The 17176-nt window shown below is 65.3% G+C and carries 18 protein-coding genes; all 18 read right to left on the bottom strand.

Annotated elements, in window-relative coordinates; all coding sequences use genetic code 11:
* Window positions 1-8: 8 nt before the first annotated feature.
* The gene (motD, locus tag GV001_RS09390; protein ID WP_160079366.1) at window positions 9-887 is read right to left on the bottom strand and encodes a flagellar motor protein MotD; all 879 of its coding nucleotides are present in this window, start codon (window positions 885-887) and stop codon (window positions 9-11) included.
* A 16-nt stretch (window positions 888-903) separates the two neighbouring features.
* Window positions 904-1644 (bottom strand): flagellar motor protein, encoded by a 741-nt coding sequence (locus GV001_RS09385; RefSeq protein ID WP_160079365.1) that lies wholly within the window; start codon window positions 1642-1644, stop codon window positions 904-906.
* Complete coding sequence (locus GV001_RS09380; protein WP_160079364.1) at window positions 1644-2765, bottom strand: chemotaxis response regulator protein-glutamate methylesterase; 1122 nt, start codon at window positions 2763-2765, stop codon at window positions 1644-1646. Before GV001_RS09380 ends, GV001_RS09385 begins: the two co-directional genes overlap by 1 nt.
* Before the next feature lie 40 nt (window positions 2766-2805).
* Window positions 2806-5019, bottom strand: coding sequence for a chemotaxis protein CheA (locus tag GV001_RS09375; RefSeq protein WP_160079363.1), 2214 nt, complete (start codon window positions 5017-5019; stop codon window positions 2806-2808).
* A gap of 29 nt (window positions 5020-5048) precedes the next feature.
* The gene (locus GV001_RS09370) at window positions 5049-5837 is read right to left on the bottom strand and encodes a protein phosphatase CheZ (RefSeq protein WP_160079362.1); all 789 of its coding nucleotides are present in this window, start codon (window positions 5835-5837) and stop codon (window positions 5049-5051) included.
* Between the two features lie 19 nt (window positions 5838-5856).
* Window positions 5857-6231, bottom strand: coding sequence for a chemotaxis response regulator CheY (locus tag GV001_RS09365; protein WP_178091816.1), 375 nt, complete (start codon window positions 6229-6231; stop codon window positions 5857-5859).
* An 81-nt stretch (window positions 6232-6312) separates the two neighbouring features.
* Entirely contained in the window at window positions 6313-7059 is a 747-nt protein-coding gene (gene fliA / locus GV001_RS09360; protein WP_160079361.1) for an RNA polymerase sigma factor FliA, read from the bottom strand.
* Window positions 7056-7889 (bottom strand): flagellar synthesis regulator FleN, encoded by an 834-nt coding sequence (fleN, locus tag GV001_RS09355; RefSeq protein ID WP_178091815.1) that lies wholly within the window; start codon window positions 7887-7889, stop codon window positions 7056-7058. Before fleN ends, fliA begins: the two co-directional genes overlap by 4 nt.
* A 96-nt stretch (window positions 7890-7985) precedes the next feature.
* A complete protein-coding gene (gene flhF / locus GV001_RS09350; protein WP_160079360.1) occupies window positions 7986-9311 on the bottom strand; it encodes a flagellar biosynthesis protein FlhF in 1326 nt (441 codons plus the stop codon).
* A gap of 12 nt (window positions 9312-9323) precedes the next feature.
* The gene (gene flhA, locus GV001_RS09345; protein WP_160083264.1) at window positions 9324-11447 is read right to left on the bottom strand and encodes a flagellar biosynthesis protein FlhA; all 2124 of its coding nucleotides are present in this window, start codon (window positions 11445-11447) and stop codon (window positions 9324-9326) included.
* Window positions 11448-11584: 137 nt separating this feature from the next.
* A complete protein-coding gene (flhB, locus tag GV001_RS09340) occupies window positions 11585-12721 on the bottom strand; it encodes a flagellar biosynthesis protein FlhB (protein WP_160079359.1) in 1137 nt (378 codons plus the stop codon).
* A gap of 9 nt (window positions 12722-12730) precedes the next feature.
* Complete coding sequence (gene fliR / locus GV001_RS09335; RefSeq protein ID WP_160079358.1) at window positions 12731-13507, bottom strand: flagellar biosynthetic protein FliR; 777 nt, start codon at window positions 13505-13507, stop codon at window positions 12731-12733.
* Window positions 13507-13776 (bottom strand): flagellar biosynthesis protein FliQ, encoded by a 270-nt coding sequence (fliQ, locus tag GV001_RS09330; protein ID WP_160079357.1) that lies wholly within the window; start codon window positions 13774-13776, stop codon window positions 13507-13509. Before fliQ ends, fliR begins: the two co-directional genes overlap by 1 nt.
* Before the next feature lie 10 nt (window positions 13777-13786).
* Window positions 13787-14542, bottom strand: coding sequence for a flagellar type III secretion system pore protein FliP (fliP, locus tag GV001_RS09325; RefSeq protein WP_160079356.1), 756 nt, complete (start codon window positions 14540-14542; stop codon window positions 13787-13789).
* Window positions 14539-14970, bottom strand: a complete 432-nt coding sequence (fliO, locus tag GV001_RS09320) for a flagellar biosynthetic protein FliO (protein WP_160079355.1) — start codon at window positions 14968-14970, stop codon at window positions 14539-14541. The genes fliP and fliO overlap by 4 nt, the downstream gene beginning before the upstream one ends.
* Before the next feature lie 7 nt (window positions 14971-14977).
* Complete coding sequence (gene fliN, locus GV001_RS09315; RefSeq protein WP_160079354.1) at window positions 14978-15451, bottom strand: flagellar motor switch protein FliN; 474 nt, start codon at window positions 15449-15451, stop codon at window positions 14978-14980.
* Between the two features lie 61 nt (window positions 15452-15512).
* Complete coding sequence (fliM, locus tag GV001_RS09310) at window positions 15513-16484, bottom strand: flagellar motor switch protein FliM (RefSeq protein WP_160079353.1); 972 nt, start codon at window positions 16482-16484, stop codon at window positions 15513-15515.
* A 13-nt stretch (window positions 16485-16497) separates the two neighbouring features.
* Window positions 16498-17025, bottom strand: coding sequence for a flagellar basal body-associated protein FliL (fliL, locus tag GV001_RS09305; RefSeq protein WP_160079352.1), 528 nt, complete (start codon window positions 17023-17025; stop codon window positions 16498-16500).
* Window positions 17026-17176 lie beyond the last annotated feature (151 nt).

The raw sequence follows: 17176 nt of genomic DNA, 5'->3' as shown, positions 1-17176 counted from the left end.
TTGCCGCCTCATGGCGCAGGCGGCGGAATATTGGCGGAGCCCGCTGCGGGCGCCGTGTCCGGGGTCGCCGCTGCAGGTTGCGTGCCAGCCCGCTGCAAGGCGGCATCCGGCTGGGCATTGCCACTGCCGACAGCACTCAGACTGCGCCTAACCTCAAGATTACGCGAGATCACCAGCACCACCCGCCGATTGCGCGCGCGCCCTTCGGCGGTGGCGTTGTCCGCCACCGGCTGGAATTCGCCATAGCCCACCGCGGCCAGCCGCCCCGGGTTGACCCCGTCCATCGCCAGCATGCGCACGATGCTCGCCGCGCGGGCCGTGGACAGCTCCCAGTTGCTGGGGAACTGGGCGGTGCTGATCGGCAGGTTGTCGGTGAAGCCCTCGACATGCACCGGGTTCTCGTAGGGCGCGAGGATCTTCGCCACCTTGTCGATCAGGGTGAAGGCCAGCTCGTTGGGCACCGCATCGCCGCTGGGAAACAGCAGGCTGGAATTCAGCTCGATCTCGATCCACAGCTCGTTGCCGCGCACGGTCAGCTGCTCGCTGCTGATCAGGTCACCGAAGGCGCCGCGCACGCTCTCGGCGATCTCCTGCAGCGGGTCGGTGGCCGTGGCCGCGGCGCTGATCGGATTGTCTTCGCTCATCGAGCGATCCGGTTCGGTGGTGCGCGGGCGCTCGTCGCCGATCGGGATCGGCTTGATCGCCCGCTCCGGCTCGCTGAACACGCCCACCAGGCTGTCGGAGAGGACCTTGTACTTGCCTTCGTTGATCGAAGAGATCGAGTACATCACCACGAAAAAGGCGAACAACAGGGTGATGAAGTCCGCGTAGGACACCAGCCAGCGTTCGTGATTCTCGTGTTCTTCGTGGTTGCGTCGCCGGGCCATGTCGGTCCCCTGCCCCTCAGTCCATGAAGCCTTGCAGCTTCAACTCGATGGAGCGTGGGTTTTCACCCTCGGCGATGGACAGGATGCCTTCCAGCAGCATTTCGCGATAACGCGACTGGCGCACGGCGATGGCCTTGAGCTTGTTGCCCACCGGCAACAGCAGCAGGTTGGCGAAGGCCACGCCGTAGATGGTGGCGACGAACGCCACTGCAATCCCGCTGCCCAGCTTGCTCGGGTCGGCCAGATTGCCCATCACGTGGATCAGGCCCATCACCGCGCCGATGATACCGATGGTCGGCGCGTAGCCGCCCATGCTCTCGAACACCTTGGCGGCCTGGATATCGCGGCCTTCCTGGGTGTACAGATCGACTTCGAGGATGCTGCGGATCGCCTCCGGCTCGGCACCGTCGACCAGCAACTGCAGGCCCTTGCGCGCATAGGGATCCAGCTCGCTGTCGGCGACCGGCTCCAGGCCCAGCAGGCCCTCCTTGCGGGCGGTCATGCTCCAGCCCACCACCTTGGTGATGCCGCCGGCCAGATCGATGTGCGGCGGGAAGAGGATCCAGCGCAGGATGGTCAGGGCGCGCTTGAACACATTGATCGGCGCCTGCAGGAACGCCGCCCCCAGCGTGCCGCCGATCACGATCAGCGCCGCCGGGCCATTGAGCAGAGCCCCGACATGGCCACCCTCCAGGTAATTGCCGCCGATGATCGCGACAAACGCCAGGATGACTCCGACCAGGCTCAGTACATCCATCAGACGCAGGCCTCGGCCAGGTGCCGGCCAATGTCGTCGAGGCCGTACACCGCATCGGCCAGGTTGGCCTTGACGATGGCCATGGGCATGCCATAGATCACGCAGCTGGCCTCGTCCTGCGCCCACACCTGGCTGCCGCCCTGCTTGAGCAGGCGCGCACCTTCGCGGCCGTCGGCCCCCATGCCGGTGAGCACTACCGCCAGCACCTTGTCGTTGAACGACTTGGCGGCGGAACCGAAGGTGATGTCGACGCAAGGCTTGTAGTTGAGGCGCTCGTCGCCCGGCAGGATGCGCACCGCACCACGCGGGTCGATCATCATCTGCTTGCCGCCCGGCGCCAGCAGGGCCAGGCCGGGGCGCAGGACGTCGCCATCCTCGGCCTCCTTGACGGAAATCCGGCACAGCTTGTCCAGGCGCTCGGCAAAGGCCTTGGTAAAGGCCGCCGGCATGTGCTGGATCAGCACGATCGGCGTCGCAAAACCGGCCGGCAGCTGGGTCAGCACCCGCTGCAGGGCCACCGGGCCACCGGTGGACGTGCCGATGGCCACCAGCTTGTACGCCTTACGCTTTGGGGCGGGGGAGTTCCCCGCGGCAGGAACGGCAGGCGCCGGCACGGCGCCGGGGCTGCGCGGCGCCGCTGCCGGGGCGCTGGCCCTGGGTGCCGGCGTGCTGCTGGGCGCAGCCACCGGGCTCGGCGTCGGGCTGTAGCCACTGTAGCGGCGGTTGCTGCGGGCGATGCTGTGAACCTTCTCGCACAGCAGTGCCTTGACCTTCTCCGGATTGCGCGAGATGTCTTCGAAGTTCTTCGGCAGGAAATCCACCGCCCCGGCATCCAGCGCATCCAGGGTCACCCGGGCGCCTTCGTGGGTCAGCGAGGAGAACATCAGCACCGGCGTCGGACAGCGCTGCATGATGTTCCGCACCGCGGTGATGCCGTCCATCATCGGCATCTCGTAGTCCATGGTGATCACGTCCGGCTTCAGTGCCAGCGCCTGATCGATGGCCTCGCGCCCATTGGTCGCGGTGCCGACTACCTGGATATTCGGGTCGGCGGAGAGAATTTCCGATACCCGGCGGCGAAAGAAGCCGGAATCGTCCACCACCAGGACCTTGACAGCCATAAACACTCCTGAGCGGCTGGCCATGCCAGACCGCAGTCAATCAGATGCGACGTGCGTAGCGCTTGAGCATGCTCGGCACGTCGAGGATCAGGGCGATGCGCCCGTCACCGGTAATGGTGGCGCCGGACATGCCCGGAGTGCCTTGCAGCATCTTGCCCAGCGGCTTGATCACGACTTCCTCCTGGCCCACCAGCTGGTCGACCACGAAGCCGATGCGCTGGCTGCCGACCGTGAGGATCACCACATGGCCTTCGCGCTGCTCTTCGCAGCTCGCCCCGCGCACCAGCCAGCGCTTGAGGTAGAACAGCGGCAGCGCCTTGTCGCGCACTATCACCACTTCCTGGCCGTCGACCACATTGGTGCGCGACAGGTCGAGGTGGAAGATCTCGTTGACGTTGACCAGCGGGAAGGCGAAGGCCTGGTTGCCCAGCATGACCATCAGGGTCGGCATGATCGCCAGGGTCAGCGGCACCTTGATGACAATCTTCGAGCCCTGGCCCTTGGCCGAATGCACGTTGATGATGCCGTTGAGCTGGGAAATCTTGGTCTTCACCACGTCCATGCCGACGCCGCGGCCGGACACGTCGGAAATCTCGGTCTTGGTCGAGAAGCCCGGGGCGAAGATCAGGTTGAAGCACTCGGTCTCGCTCAGGCGATCGGCCGCATCCTTGTCCATCAGGCCCTTTTCCACGGCCTTGGCACGCAGGATTTCCGGATCCATGCCCTTGCCGTCGTCGGAGATCGACAGCAGGATGTGGTCGCCTTCCTGCTCGGCCGACAGCACCACCCGGCCACCGCGCGCCTTGCCCGCGGCCTCGCGCTCTTCCGGCATCTCGATGCCGTGATCGACCGCGTTGCGCACCAGGTGCACCAGCGGATCGGCCAGGGCCTCGACCAGGTTCTTGTCGAGATCGGTTTCTTCGCCGACCAGTTCCAGGTTGATCTCTTTCTTCAGCTGCCGGGCCAGATCGCGGACCAGGCGCGGGAAGCGGCCGAAGACCTTCTTGATCGGCTGCATGCGGGTCTTCATCACAGAGGTCTGCAGATCGGCGGTGACCACGTCGAGGTTGGACACGGCCTTGGCCATGGCCTCGTCGCCGCTGTTCAGGCCCAGGCGTACCAGGCGGTTACGCACCAGCACCAGTTCGCCGACCATGTTCATGATCTCGTCCAGGCGCGCGGTATCCACGCGCACCGTGGTCTCCGCTTCGCTGGCCACCGGGGCGGCCTTGTCCGCGACCGCAGCGGCCGGCGCAGGCGTGGCGGCCTTGACCGGCGCGGGCTTGGCAACCGGCTTGAGCGCCGGCTTGGCGGCAGCCGGCTTGGCCGCCACGGCAGCAGCCGGCGCCGCGGCAACGGCCGCTACGGCCGGCTGTACGGCGTTCTCGTCGAACTTGCCTTTGCCGTGCAACTGGTCCAGCAGTGCTTCGAACTCGTCATCGGTGATGTTGTCGCCCGCCGCGGCAGGCGCTGCCATGGCGGCGGTTGGCGCAGGCGCTTCCTCGGCCGCGACGAACTTGCCCTTGCCATGCAGCTGATCGAGCAGGGCCTCGAACTCGTCGTCGGTGATTTCGTCATTGCCGCCGACGTTCGCTACCGCGGCAACCGCCGCGACCGGTGCGGGAGCCGCAGCGGCCGTTTCGCTGAACTTGCCCTTGCCGTGCAACTGGTCGAGCAGCGACTCGAACTCGTCATCGCTGATCTCATCCGAGCCCGCCGCGGCAGGCGCCGGGCTCTCGCCCGCCGGCTCGCCGATGGCTTGCAGCAGCTGTTCGAACTCGCTGTCGGTGATGTCGCTGCCCGCCACCGGCGCCGGCTCGGACGCCGCCTCGACGACGGCGACCTCGACCTGCTCGTCCGCACTCTCCGGCTCGGCCAGGCGGGCCAGCGCCGCCAGCAATTCGGGAGTAGCCGGGGTGACCGCGGCGCGCTCGCGCACCTGGCTGAACATTTCGTTGACGGCATCGAGGGCCTGCAGCACCACGTCCATCAGCTCGGCGGTCACCCGCCGCTCACCCTTGCGCAGGATGTCGAAGACGTTTTCCGCAATGTGGCAGCATTCCACCAGCTCGTTCAGCTGAAGGAAGCCGGCGCCCCCCTTGACCGTGTGAAAGCCACGGAAAATCGCATTGAGCAGGTCCGTGTCATCCGGCCGGCTTTCCAGCTCGACCAGTTGTTCGGACAGCAGTTCAAGAATTTCGCCGGCCTCTACCAGGAAGTCCTGGAGGATTTCTTCATCGGCGTCGAAGCTCATCGGTGCGCTCCAAAGGCTCTGTTAGAGCCTTAAAATCCCAGGCTGGACAGCAGATCATCGACATCGTCCTGACTGGACGCGACGTCTTCACGCTTATCGGCATGAATCTGCGGACCTTCACCCCGGGAAGGCTCTTTTTGTTGTTCTTGCTCGGCGCGTAGCACGTCGTGGTCATGCTGGATGCCCGCAAAACGATCGACATGACTGGCCATCAGCACCAGCTTGAGCAGGTTGCTTTCCACTTCGGTGACCAGCTGGGTCACGCGCTTGATCACCTGACCGGTCAGGTCCTGGTAATCCTGGGCCAGCATGATGTCGTTGAGGTGGCCGGAGAGTTTCTGGCTGTCGCGCTCGCTACGGGCGAGGAACAACTCGATACGCTTGGCCAGCTCGCGGAAGGCGTCGGCCCCCAGCTCGCGACGCATGAAGCGCCCCCAGTCGGCATTCAGGCTCTGCGCCTCGTCACCCAGGTCGTTGACCAGCGGCGCGCTCTGTTCGACCAGATCCATGGTGCGATTGGCCGCTTTCTCGGTCATCTGCACCACGTAGGACAGGCGCTCGGTGGCGTCGCTGATCTGCGAGACCTCCTGGGCGTGCGGATTGCGCGGATCGATCTGGAAGTTGACGATGGCGTTGTGCAGTTCGCGCGTCAGCCGGCCGACTTCCTGGTACAACCCGCGGTCGCGGGTCTGGTTGAGTTCGTGGATCAGTTGCACCGCTTCGCCAAAACGACCTTTTTCCAGGCTGTCGACGAGTTGCGTTGCATGCAGCTTCAGGGTCGATTCAAGCTCGCCCAGAGAGGAGTCATCGTGTGCCATAGCGCCCTCGTGGCGAACATCAGCCGTTAACCCGTTCGAAGATCTTCTCGATCTTCTCCTTGAGCACCTGGGCCGTGAACGGCTTGACCACGTAACCATTCACCCCGGCCTGAGCGGCCTCGATGATCTGGTCACGCTTGGCCTCGGCGGTCACCATCAGCACCGGCAGGGTTTTCAGGCGTTCGTCGGCGCGTACTGCGCGCAGCAGGTCGATGCCGGTCATGCCCGGCATGTTCCAGTCGGTCACCAGGAAGTCGAAGCTGCCGCTCTGCAGCATCGGCAGCGCGGTGACCCCGTCATCCGCTTCGGCGGTATTGGTGAAACCCAAATCACGCAAGAGGTTCTTGATGATCCGTCGCATCGTCGAAAAGTCGTCAACGATGAGGATTTTCATGTTCTTGTCCAAGTCGACCTCCGTACAGTCCTAAACGCCCTCGGCCCCCGGGGACGTCGCAATCGTGAAACCGGTTGCCCTTCAGCTCGCCCGCCACTCGCCCAGCCGTGCGCGCAAACGCGCGGCGCACTGGCTGTGCAGCTGGCTAACACGGGACTCGCTGACTCCCAGGACCTCGCCGATTTCCTTGAGATTCAGTTCTTCGTCGTAATACAGCGCCAGAACCAGACGCTCGCGCTCCGGCAGGTTGGCGATGGCATCGGCCAGCGCCGCCTGGAAGCGTTCATCTTCCAGTTCATGCAGGGGTTCGGTCTGGGTGCTACCGGTGTCTTCATGGATGCCGCCATGCTCGCCGTCCTGCACCAGGTCGTCGAAGCTGAACAGACGGCTGCCCAAAGTGTCGCCAAGGATGCCGTAGTAATCCTCGAGACTCAATTGGAGTTCGGCCGCAACCTCTTGATCTTTAGCGTCTCTGCCGGTTCTCGCTTCAATCTTTCGGATCGCGTCGCTGACCATGCGGGTATTGCGGTGCACCGAACGCGGCGCCCAGTCGCCCTTGCGCACCTCGTCGAGCATGGCGCCGCGGATGCGGATGCCGGCATAGGTTTCGAAACTGGCGCCCTTGCCGCCGTCGTACTTTTTCGAGGCTTCGAGCAGGCCGATCATGCCGGCCTGGATCAGGTCATCCACCTGTACGCTGGCGGGCAGCCGCGCCAGCAGGTGGTAGGCAATGCGCTTGACCAGAGGCGCGTGGCGCTCGATCAACTGGTGCTGGGAGTCCTGCGCCTGGGCCTTGTTGTACATACGGAGTCCACTGGCTGCTGTCATACCGCGGAACCCGCGACCGGCTGCTGCACCAGACGCTCGACGAAGAATTCCAGATGGCCGCGCGGGTTGGCCGGCAACGGCCAGGTGTCGACTTTCTGGGCGATCGCCTTGAACGCCAGTGCGCACTTCGAGCGCGGGAAAGCTTCATAGACCGCGCGCTGCTTCTGCACGGCTTTGCGCACCGACTCGTCGTACGGTACGGCGCCCACATACTGCAGGGCCACATCGAGGAAGCGGTCGGTGACCTTGGTCAGCTTAGCAAACAGGTTGCGGCCTTCCTGGGGACTGTGGGCCATGTTGGCCAGCACACGGAAACGGCTCATGCCGTAGTCGCGGTTGAGCAGCTTGATCAGGGCGTAGGCGTCGGTGATCGAGGTCGGTTCGTCGCAGACCACCACTATCACTTCCTGGGCGGCGCGAACGAAGCTGACCACGCCATCGCCGATCCCCGCGGCGGTGTCGATCACCAGCACATCGAGGTTTTCGCTGATATCGCTGAACGCCTGGATCAGCCCGGCATGCTGCATGGGAGTCAGCTGCACCATGCTCTGCGTGCCGGAGGCGGCCGGCACGATGCGGATGCCGCCCGGCCCCTGGATCAGCACGTCCTTGAGGTCGCACTCGCCGGAAATCACATCGGCCAGGGTGCGCTTGGCGGTCAGGCCGAGCAGCACGTCGACATTGGCCAGGCCCAGGTCGGCGTCCATCAGCATGACCCGGCGACCGAGGTCGGCCAGGGCCAGCGACAGATTCACCGACACGTTGGTCTTGCCGACGCCACCCTTGCCGCCGGTTACGGCGATCACCTGTACGGGATGCATACTACCCATGTTCTCTACACACCTTGTCTTGCCTGGACTGGGCTGGTCGGGCAACTCCACCGACCGCTCCTCAACACTAGAACGCCTTGCTCAGCACCGCTCGCCCTAACCCGCCCGGCGCGCCGGATTCTGGTACAGGCCGGCGAATACGTCCGCCATGGCTTCCTCGCTCGGATCTTCCGCGCTTTGCAGGCTGACCGCCCGGCTCACCAGCTGGTGGCTGCGCGGCAGTTGCAGATCGTCCGGAATCTTAGGCCCATCAGTCAGATAGGCTACCGGTAGATGCTGGCTGATAGCCAGCCCTAAAACCTCGCCGAGGCTGGTGGCTTCATCCAGCTTGCTCAGGATGCAACCCGCCAGACCGCAGCGCTTGTAGCTGTGGTAGGCAGCCTTGAGCACCTGGCTCTGGCTGGTGGCGGCCAGCACCAGGTAATTCTTGGCATTCACGCCGCGCCCGGCGAGGCTTTCCAGCTGCATGCGCAGGGCCGGATCATTGGCCGGCAGACCGGCGGTGTCGATCAGCACCACGCGCTTGCGCGCCAGCGGCGCCAGGGCCTGGACCAGCGACTGACCGGGATCGACCTGGGTCACCGACACATCGAGGATGCGCCCAAGGGTCTTCAGCTGCTCCTGGGCGCCGATGCGGAAGCTGTCCATGCTCACCAGGGCGATGCTCTGCGGGCCGTACTTGAGCACGTAGCGCGCGGCCAGCTTGGCCAGGGTGGTGGTCTTGCCCATGCCGGCCGGACCGACCAGGGCGATCACCCCGCCCTCCTCCAGCGGCTCGACCTTCGGCGTGCGGATCGCGTGGGCCAGGTGCGCCAGCAGCATGCGCCAGGCCTGGCGCGGCTCGGCGACCTTGCCGACGCGCTCCAGCAGCGCCTTGGAAATCTCGGCGGACAAGCCCATGCGCTGCAGGCGACGCCACAGGTTGGCCTGTTCCGGCTTGCGGGTCTGCATCTGGCCCCAGGCAATCGAGCCCAGTTGCACTTCGATCAGTTCGCGCAGGCCATTGAGTTCGAAGCGCATGGCATCGATGGCGCCCTGGTCGGCGCCGGCCCGCTGCGGCGCCGCTGCCACTGGCGCCGGTGCCGGGCGCTGAGCCTTGACGGCAGTGGCCGGCAGCTCGGGGGCGATCAGCGACTCGTTGGCGAATAGCTGGCGGTCCTTGCGCTCGTCGGCCACGGCGCGGCTGGCCAGGTCGGCCTGGGCATTGGCGATCTTCGCCTGGGTCTTGCGCAGCTCGGCTTCCAGCGCCGGATTGGGCTGGCGCGCCGGCTCGGCGGGCAGCTGATAGTCCAGCGCGGCAGTCAGCTCGACCCCGCCGGCCACCCGGCGATTGCCGATGATGGCGGCATCGGCGCCCAGCTCGTCACGCACCAGTTTCATGGCGGTACGCATATCGGCGGCGAAGAAGCGTTTGACTTGCATGGCTTAGAACCCTCAGTTCTGGCCCACCGTCGCAACGATGGTGACCTGCTTGTTATCCGGTATTTCCTGGTAGGCCAGGACATGCATGCTCGGTACGGCGAGTCGCGCAAAGCGCGAGAGCATCGCCCGAACCGGGCCGGCCACCAGCAGGATCACCGGTTTGCCGAGCATTTCCTGGCGCTGCGCCGCATCCACCAGGGAGCGTTGCAGCTTTTCAGCCATTCCGGGTTCGAGGAGGATGCCGTCCTCGGAGCCCTGACCGGCCTTCTGCAGGCTATTCAGCAAAATCTGTTCCAACCTGGGCTCCAGAGTGATCACAGGCAGCTCCGGCTCTAGTCCCACAACGCTTTGCACGATTGCGCGGGCCAGCGCGACGCGTACCGCGGCGACCATCGCGGCGGGATCTTGACTCTTTGGCGCCACGTTGGCGATGGCTTCGGCGATGGTGCGGATGTCGCGCACCGGCACCTGCTCCTGCAGCAGCGACTGCAGCACCTTGAGCAGGGTCGACAGCGATACCAGCCCCGGCACCAGCTCCTCGGCCAGCTTCGGCGAGCTCTTGGCCAGCAGCTGCATGAGCTGCTGCACTTCCTCGTGGCCGAGCAGCTCGTGGGCGTGCTTGTGCAGCACCTGGTTGAGGTGGGTGGCGACCACGGTGCTGGCGTCGACCACCGTGTAGCCGAGCGACTGCGCCTGGTCGCGCTGGGTCGAATCGATCCACACCGCCTCCAGGCCGAACGCCGGATCCTTGGCGGCGATGCCGTTGAGCGGGCCGAATACCTGCCCCGGGTTGATCGCCAGCTCACGCTCGGGATAGACCTCGGCCTCGGCCACGCTGACGCCCATCAAAGTCAAACGGTAGGCATTGGGCAGCAGATCGAGGTTGTCGCGGATATGCACCGAGGGCATGAGGAAGCCCATTTCCTGGGACAGCTTCTTGCGCACCCCCTTGATCCGCGCCAGCAACTGCCCGCCCTGAGCCCGGTCGACCAGCGGAATCAGGCGGTAGCCGACCTCCAGGCCGACCATGTCCACCGGGGTCACGTCGTCCCAGCCCAATTCCTTGACCTCCTGGGCCTTCTGCGCCGGCAGCAGCTCCTGCTGGCGCTGGACTTCCTTGACCTCCTCGGCCTTGACCTTGCGCTGCTTGTTGGCGATCCAGTACGCCGCGCCGGCGGCGATCAGGCCCAGGCTGATGAAGGAGAAATGCGGCATGCCCGGCACCAGGCCCATGGCGATCATGATTGCCGCAGCCACGGCCAGCGCGCGCGGCGAGGCGAACATCTGCCGGGTCACCTGGGCGCCCATGTCTTCCGCGGTCGATACCCGGGTCACCATGATCGCCGCGGCGGTGGACAGCAGCAGCGACGGGATCTGCGCCACCAGGCCGTCACCGATGGTCAGCAGGGTGTAGATGCGCCCGGCCTCGGCGAAGGGCAGGTCGTGCTGCAGCATGCCGATGGCGATGCCACCGATCAGGTTGATGAACAGGATCAGCAGGCCCGCCACCGCGTCGCCGCGGACGAACTTGCTGGCACCGTCCATCGAGCCGTAGAAGTCGGCTTCCTGGGCCACTTCGACGCGCCGCCGCTTGGCTTCCGGCTGATCGATCAGGCCGGAGTTGAGGTCGGCGTCGATGGCCATCTGCTTGCCGGGCATGGCGTCCAGGGTGAAACGCGCGCTGACTTCGGAAATCCGCCCGGCACCCTTGGTGACCACCACGAAGTTGATGATCATGAGGATGGCGAACACCACGATACCGACCACGTAGTTGCCGCCGATCACCACCTCGCCGAAGGCCTGGATCACCTTGCCGGCGGCGTCGTGGCCGTCCTGGCCGTGCAGCAGCACCACCCGGGTGGACGCCACGTTCAGCGCCAGGCGCAGCAGCGTCGCCGCCAGCAGGATGGTCGGGAACACGGCGAAATCCAGCGGGCGCAAGGCGTAGATCGCCACCAGCAGGACCACGATGGACAGCGCGATGCTGAAGGTGAACAGCACGTCGAGGAGGAACGCCGGAATCGGCAGCATGACCATGGCGAGCATGACCAGCAACAGCAGCGGGATGCCCAGGCTGCCATGGCGCAATCCCGAGAGATTAGTGCGTACGTCACCGATGATTTGTGCGCGATCCAGTGCCACGTGTGTTCCCCAGCCCATTCAATCTTTTGACGCGAAAGCACGTCCTGGCCGGGGTATCGCAAGAAGCGTTCCAGAACGGCCGCAACACGTGCTGCGGCGCTCGGTTTTTCGCCTGTGGCCTGCCGCTGCCGCTATTCGTCGCGGCGCAGGTCCGGCGGAATCGGCAGCTCCGGCAGCGGCCCGGGGCGCTTGCCCTTGCCGGCGCGGAACTGCTTGAGCTGGTAGACGTAGGCCAGCACCTGGGCCACCGCCAGGTACAGACCGGCGGGGATCTCGTGGTCGATTTCGGTGGAGAAGTACACCGCCCGCGCCAGGGCCGGCGATTCCAGCAGGGTGACCTTGTGCTCCTGGGCGATCTCGCGAATCTTCAGTGCCAGGAAGTCGCCGCCCTTGGCCAGCAGCACCGGCGCATTGCCCTTGGCCGGGTCGTACTTGAGGGCCACGGCGAAGTGGGTCGGGTTGGTGATCACCACGTCGGCCTCCGGTACCGCCTGCATCATGCGCCGCTCGGCCATCTCGCGCTGCAGCTGGCGGATCTTCGACTTGACCTCGGGCTTGCCCTCGCTGTCCTTGTACTCGTCGCGCACTTCCTGCTTGGTCATCATCAGCTTCTGCTTGGCGTCCCACAGCTGGAACGGCACGTCCACCGCGGCAATCAGGATCAGCCCGCTGGCCAGCCACAGGGCGCTCCAGCCGACGATCCGGGCGCCGTGCAGGATGGCCGAGTCGATCGGCTCATTGGCCAGGGCCAGCAGGTCGTTCTGATCGGCCGAGAGCACGGCGAGGCCGACCAGCAGGATGACGATGAACTTGGCCAGGGCCTTGAGCAGCTCGATCAGGGCCTTGGTCGAGAACATGCGCTTGAGCCCTTCCCAGGGGTTCATCCGGCTGGCCTTGGGCTGCAGCGCCTCGGCGGAAAACAGCCAGCCGCCCAGGGCGATCGGACCGACGATGGAGGCGATCAGCAGCACGATGAGGAACGGCTGCAGCAGCACCAGCGCATCCTTGCCGGCCGCCAGCAGGTACAGGGCCATCGAGCCGTCGTCCAGCAGCACCTCACGTGGCAAGGCGAAGTTGCTGCGCATGATGCGCAGCAGGCCATCGCCCATCTGCGCGCCATACATCAGCAGGGCGATGGCGCCGGCGAGGGTCACCGCCAGGGTATTGAGCTCGCGCGAGCGGGCGATCTGGCCTTTCTTGCGCGCCTCCTCCAGGCGCTTGCTGGTGGGTTCCTCGCTCTTGTCGGCACCGCTTTCGCTTTCCGCCACGCTGCCTCCTTAGCTCGCCTGCGCCAGTTCGCGCAGCAGTTGCAGGGCGTCGCTGGTCAGCGCCTGGAAATGGGCGAGGAAATCGGCGATGCCCAGCCAGAAGATGAACAGGCCCAGCACCAGGGTCAGCGGGAAACCGATGGAGAAGATGTTCAGCTGCGGCGCCGCACGGGTCATCACGCCGAAGGCCAGGTTGACCACCAGCAGGGCGATCACCACCGGCAGGGCCAGCAGCAGGCCGGCGGCCAGCACCCAGCTGAGCTTGCCGGCCAGTTCCCAGTAGTGATCGAGCAGCAGGCCCTGGCCCACCGGCAGGGTCACGAAACTCTCGGCCAGCACCTCGAACACCACCAGGTGGCCGTTCATGGCGAGGAACAGCAGGGTCACCAGCATCAGCAGGAACTGGCCGAGCACCGGCACCGACACGCCATTGGCCGGGTCGACCATGGAGGCGAAGCCCAGGCCCATCTGGATGGCGATGATCTGCCCGGCGATCGAGAACAGGTGGAAATACAGCTGCAGGACGAAGCCGAACATCACCCCGATCAGCACCTGCTCGCCGATCAGCAGCATGGACTGCAGGCTCACCGAATCGACCTGCGGCATCGGCGGCAGATTCGGCGCCAGCACCAGGCAGATCGCCAGCGCCAGGTACAGGCGCACCCGCGTCGGCACCAGCTGGGTGCCGATCACCGGCATGACCATCAGCATCGAGGCGATGCGAAACAGCGGCAGGAGGAACTGGCCGACCCAGCCGCCGATCTGCGCATTGGTCAGTTCGAACATCAGCCGATCAACAACGGGATGTTCTGGATCAGGTTCTGGGTGTACTCCATCAGCTGGCGCACCAGCCAGGGACCGGCCCAGATCAGGGTGAGCAGCATCACCAGCAGGCGCGGGACGAAGCTCAGGGTCTGTTCGTTGATCTGCGTGGCGGCCTGGAACATGGCCACCAGCAGGCCCACCAGCAGGCTGGGCAGGACCATCAGGCCAACGATCATGGCGGTCAGCCAGAGCGCTTCGCGGAACAGGTCGACGGCTATTTCCGGAGTCATCTGAACCTCGCTACAGGGTGCCGAAACTGCCGGCCAGGGTACCCATGATCAGCGCCCAGCCATCGATCAGGACGAACAGCATGATCTTGAACGGCAGGGAAATGATCAGCGGCGAGAGCATCATCATGCCCATGGCCATGAGGATGCTGGCCACCACCATGTCGATGATCAGGAACGGGATGAAGATCATGAAACCGATCTGGAACGCGGTCTTCAGCTCGGAGGTGACGAACGCCGGGATCAGGATGGTCAGCGGCGCCTGGTCCGGCGCGGCGATGTCGGTGCGCTTGGACAGGCGCACGAACAGCTCCAGGTCCGAGGCGCGGGTCTGCGCCAGCATGAAGGCCTTGATCGGCACCTCGGCCTTGCCGATCGCCTCCTGCGCCGGCAGCTGCTCGTTGAGGTAGGGCTGCAGGGCCTCGCGGTTAATCTGCTCGAACACCGGAGCCATGATGAACATCGTCAGGAACAGCGCCAGGCCGATCAATATCTGGTTCGACGGCGTCTGCTGCAGGCCCAGGGCCTGGCGCAGGATGGAGAACACGATGATGATCCGGGTGAAGCTGGTCATCAGCATGACGAAGGCCGGGATGAAGCTCAGCGCCGTCATGATCAGCAGGATCTGCAGGCTGACCGAATACTCCTGCTGCCCTTCGGCATTGGTGCTCAGGGTGATGGCCTTGAGCGACAAGGGGTCATCGGCGCCGAACGCCAGCGGCGCGGCCAGCGCCAGCAGCAGGGTCAGCAGAATGCGCCAGGCGCTCATGTCTTGTCCTTATTGTCCTTGCCGAGCAGCTCCATCAGACGCTGGGCGAACTCCGGGGTGGCCGGCTCGGCCTCGCCCAGGGCGACCGGTTCCTTGAGCACATGCAGCGGGCTGATGCGCCCGGCGCTGATGCCCAGGAGGATCTGCTCGCCGCCCACCTGCACCAGCAGCAGCCGGTCGCGCGGGCCCAGGGCCTGGCTGGCCACCAGCTTGATCACCTGGCCGCCGCGCGGGCCGAACTGCTGCACCCGGCGCATGACCCAGGCCAGGGCGAAGATCAGGCCGACCACCAGCAGCAGGCCGAGCAGCAGTTGCACCAGCTGGCCGCCGATGCCGGAACCGGCCAGCGGAGTCGCCGCGGGCGCCGCGGCGGTGTCGGCCAGCGCGCTCAGCGGCAGGGCCAGCAAGAGGCTGAAGAGTCTGCGCATGGTCGCCTCAGCGCAGCTTCTTGATGCGTTCGCTGGGGCTGATCACGTCGGTCAGGCGGATGCCGAACTTCTCGTTGACCACCACCACCTCGCCATGGGCGATCAGCGTGCCGTTGACCAGCACGTCGAGCGGCTCGCCGGCCAGGCGGTCGAGTTCGACCACCGAGCCCTGGTTGAGCTGCAGCAGGTTGCGGATGGAGATATCGGTGCTGCCGACTTCCATGGAGATCGACACCGGGATATCCAGGATCACGTCCAGGTTCGGCCCGTCCAGGCTGACCGGGCCGTTGCTGAACTTGGGGCCGCTGCCGAATTCTTCCATCGCCACCCGCGGTGCCGCCGGTTGTGCCATGCCGCCCCCCTGCGCCATCAGCGCATCGATGTCGTCCTGGTTGGTGTCATCACCGGCCTCGGCCAGCGCCGCGGCCCACTCATCGGCCAGTGCCTGTTCCTCGGGGGAGGTACCTTGTTCGTCTGCCATCGCTATTCCTCGGCGGGCTGTTGTGTGGATGAGCCCGCTCGTGGCGGGCCCTGGCGCTTGCTTAACGCAAACGCTCGATCGGTTCGATGACCTGCATGGCCAGGTTGCCCTTGTGCGCCCCCAGCTTGACCTTGAACGCCGGCACGCCGTTGGCGCGCATGATCACGTTTTCCGGCAGCTCCACCGGGATCACGTCGCCCGGCTGCATATGCAGGATGTCGCGCAGCTTGAGCTGCCGGTGGGCCACGGTGGCGCCCAGGGGCACATTGACGTCGAGGATGTCCTCGCGCAGGGCCTTGATCCAGCGCTCGTCCTGGTCGTCGACATCGGACTGGAAGCCGGCATCGAGCATTTCCCGGATCGGCTCGATCATCGAGTAGGGCATGGTGATGTGCAGGTCGCCGCCACCGCCATCCAGCTCGATATGGAAAGTCGACACGACTATGACTTCGCTGGGACTGACGATGTTGGCCAGCGCCGGGTTCACTTCCGAGTTGATGTACTCGAAGTTGACGTCCAGCACCGCGTGCCAGGCCTCCTTGAGGTCGACGAAGGCCTGGTCCAGCACCATGCGCACCACGCGCAACTCGGTCGGGGTGAATTCGCGGCCTTCGATCTTGGCGTGGCGGCCGTCGCCGCCGAAGAAGTTGTCGACCAGCTTGAACACCAGCTTGGCATCCAGGATGAACAGGCCGGTGCCGCGCAGCGGCTTCATCTTCACCAGGTTGAGGCTGGTCGGCACGTACAGCGAATGCACGTACTCGCCGAACTTCATCACCTGCACCCCGCCCACCGCCACATCGGCCGAGCGGCGCAGCAGGTTGAACATGCTGATGCGGGTGTAGCGGGCGAAACGTTCGTTGATCATCTCCAGGGTCGGCATGCGTCCGCGGACGATGCGATCCTGGCTGGTCAGGTCGTAGCTCTTGACGCTGCCGGGCTCGGCGTCGTCCTCGGTGTCGACCAGACCATCGTCGACGCCGTGCAGCAGCGCGTCGATTTCGTCCTGTGACAGCAGGTCTTGTACGGCCATGGCTGACTCCTGCCTACTGCAACACGAGATTGGTGAACAGCACCTGTTCGACCACCATCTTGCCGGTCTCCTTCTGTGCCAGCTCCTGCACCGTGGTGGTCGCCTGCTGGCGCAGCATTTCCTTGCCCACCGGGGTGATCAGCGCGGCGTAGTCCTGGCCGGAAAACAGCATCACCAGGCGGTTGCGCAGCACCGGCATATGCACCTTCAGGGCATCCAGCTCGGCCTGGTCGCGGGCCATCAGGGCCACGCTGACCTGCATGTAGCGCTGACGCCCCTGGTAGTTGAAATTGACGATGAAGGCCGGGGCAATCTGCTCGTAGATGGCCGCTTTCTTGACGGACGTGGTCTCGGCCGCCTGTTCCGCGTCGGCCGCAGGCTCACCATCATCCTTCTTGCCAAGGAAGAACAGCGTGGCGCCGACGGACAGGCTGACGGCCAGCAGCAGCGCCACCACAATCAGGATGATGAGCTTGAGCTTGCTCTTGCCGGCGGGCTTGTCGCCTTCGGTTGGAGGTTGCGGCGCTTGTTTCTTTGCCATGCCAAAAATCCGTCGCTGATCTGGGTTTTGTCTGCGGTCCAAGGCTTAGAGCAAGTGTTATGCCACCTTGCAAACAAAGTGGCCGCTCCAGCGCCCGCGACACGGCCTGCCGATATACCAAGGCGCAGACCCGCTGTCACCCGAAAACGAC

Origin of the sequence: Pseudomonas sp. 8AS (assembly GCF_902506505.1) — a bacterium.
Lineage (GTDB): Bacteria > Pseudomonadota > Gammaproteobacteria > Pseudomonadales > Pseudomonadaceae > Aquipseudomonas.
This window is presented reverse-complemented; position numbering and strand designations above follow the sequence as displayed.